This window comes from Emticicia agri (genome assembly GCF_004168285.1).
Lineage (GTDB): Bacteria > Bacteroidota > Bacteroidia > Cytophagales > Spirosomataceae > Emticicia > Emticicia agri.
Map to the genome: position 1 here is coordinate 1 of NZ_SEWF01000153.1, position 2,629 is coordinate 2,629.

The 2,629-nt window shown below is 37.5% G+C and carries 1 protein-coding gene and 1 pseudogene; one reads left to right on the forward strand and one right to left on the reverse strand.

The annotated features are described in order from the left end of the window. Positions 1–38 precede the first annotated feature (38 nt). Positions 39–1,202 (forward strand): annotated as a pseudogene (locus EWM59_RS27445) (IS256 family transposase); the annotation flags it as partial. Between the two features lie 181 nt (positions 1,203–1,383). Here EWM59_RS27445 and EWM59_RS27450 read toward each other — a convergent pair. Further along, positions 1,384–2,629: transposase (locus EWM59_RS27450; protein ID WP_130024367.1), on the reverse strand; the 1,246-nt coding region annotated here is incomplete at its 5' end.

The following is a 2,629-nucleotide window of genomic DNA, read 5'->3' on the forward strand; positions in this document are numbered from 1 at the left end:
AGGGATTTTTGCGCCATTGATGAATCGGATCGCCGAAGCGACATTTTCTGGAAGCAGCTTTAGCGGGGGAATTGGAAAGCCATCTGGCAGAATCAAAAGCAAAAGGGATAGTTAATCGTAAAAATGGAAAGACAAGCAAACAGGTAAAGAGTTTATCTGGGGAATTTGAACTGGAGAATAGTAGAGACCGTTCAGGGACTTTTGAGCCTATGATTTTGCCAAAGAGACAGGTAATAATCACAGAAGAACTTGAAGCTAAAGTTATAGGTTTATATGGTTTAGGGATGTCTACCAGAGATATATCTTCACATATCAAGGAGCTATATCAAATGGATATTTCAGCTACGCAGTTATCAACCATTACAGACAAAGTAATTCCAGCCATGCAGGAATGGCGTAGCAGACCCTTAGAGAGCATCTACCCTATTGTTTTTATGGATTGCATACATTATAAAGTTAAGGAAGATGGCAGAGTGGTTTCACGAGCTATATACAACATTTTAGGAGTAGACTTAGAGGGGAAAAAAGACTTAATAGGTATGTACGTGGCAGAAACAGAGGGTGCTAAGTTCTGGCTTTCTGTCTTAACAGATTTAAAACGAAGAGGTGTAGAGGACATTTTAATTGCTTGCATTGATGGATTGAAAGGCTTCCCAGAAGCAATAGCTACTGTATATCCCCAAACCCAAATACAGCTCTGCATTGTCCATCAGATACGGAATAGTTTAAAATACGTTCCTGAAAAGGATAAAAAGGCTTTTATAGCTGACCTGAAACTTGTTTACACTGCTGTAAACAAAGAAGAAGGTTTTAGACAATTAGAAGCTTTAGAAGCTAAGTGGGGCAAGAAATATATTATTGCTGTTCAATCCTGGTTTACTAATTGGGAAAACTTATCAAGTTTCTACGAGTATGCAGAAGACATTAGAAGATTGATTTATACCGCAGCGGCGGCCGCAACAAATCCTATAGAGGGTTTTCATCGTCAAGTCAGGAAGGTTACCAAAACTAAAGGTTCGTTTACTTCAGATACAGCACTCTTGAAACTGATATATCTGGTTGTACAGAGAATCTCTCAAAAGTGGACTATGCCTGTCCGAAATTGGAGTGTTACTTTATCGCAGTTATACATCATTTTTGGTAATAGAATGAAATTTCATAATTTTGAAAAAACTCACTTGAAGACAACTCCAAGTGAGTAGTAAAAATACTTGACACAGTTCAGTTTACACTCCCGGGTGTCTTGTTAATTTTCAAGGCATATTATCTTTGAAAAGTACATTTTTTTTTGATTTTTTCTTTTGCGACGACTTTTTTCTTCAGGTATAGTCACACCAAGCCACCCCATCTTTATTGGTGGACATTTACTATTAAACTTTCAATTTAAGCGGCCATTTGTGCTTGCCTTTGAGCTTTCTGTCTTCTTTTGGCAATCAAAACGGCATTGGCAGTATGAATGCCGAAATAAAGCCAAACTTGTTCGTTGTCAGCACTCCTAGCTTTATTTTTATGTAGAAGATAATGTTCTTTTTCTGTTCCGAAGCTACCTTCCAATCTTGTAGCTCTTTCTTTATTGAGCAATGTTTTGATTTGTTTAGTGGCTTTGTCATCTTTGCCAGCTCCTTTTCTGACGAAATTGGTCTGTATGTCTTTCTTAGTAGTATATCTACGATTTTCATTAGTAGCATAAATGCGGTCAGCAGCTATATGTGTACATACACCAAAACTACTTTTGTGCTTGATTATACTTAATTTCAAGCGTTTATACTCATTGAAAGCCTCATAGCTACAATGTTCTATCATGCTAATTCCTCCCACTTGTAACTTATGGACTTTCATTCCAAACTCAACAGGTTTATTTTCTTTCCCCCTAACAATGGGTCTGATATAGGGCTTATATAAACTTACTATTCGATTTGGTATTTTGGCTTGATGGTGTAAATATCTCTGCCTTTGTTGCTGATAAACCAACTTAATGGTTTTAAAGGTTTCTGCCTCTGCAATGCTTAATCCTTTCGCCTGGGTTTGATTGAGCAGTAATTGATATGCTTCTATTGCTTTGTACAATAGCTTCAATAAAGCATTTTGCCTACTTCTAGTTTTCCGATGGCTTTTCTTCCGCAATTTACTGTAAGCGACATACTTAATCTTCTGTTCTTTAAACTTTGAACGCGGTAACTTGATTCGATAAGTGCTACAAAGTGAAGGAATTTGTTTCTCCCACAACCACTGACACGACTCCCAAAGCAACTTTACATCTGTGGGAAAGCGAATGTAGACCTCATAGCATGAAGCGTCCATCGATACTACCTGCTTATCAGGTATCTCTTGTTTCCATTGGCTAATCAGAGTTTGTTGAAAAACACCCAAATCAATATGTTTTGCCAGATAGGTTCGTACATTAGACACAAAAGCATTATCTCGAATCATTTGATAATCTTTCAGTTGAACGCCACAAAACATCTGTATTGCCCAGTCAGTGTTCAACCTCTCCAACAATTTTTCATCACTTAATTTTAGATAATGCTTTAGAAACATCAAACCAAAATAGCCTTGTGCAGGTAATAGTGAGGGAGAACCTACTTTCGTTCTTTTTTGAGGTAATAGCTTAACCAGAGCGGGCCAATCA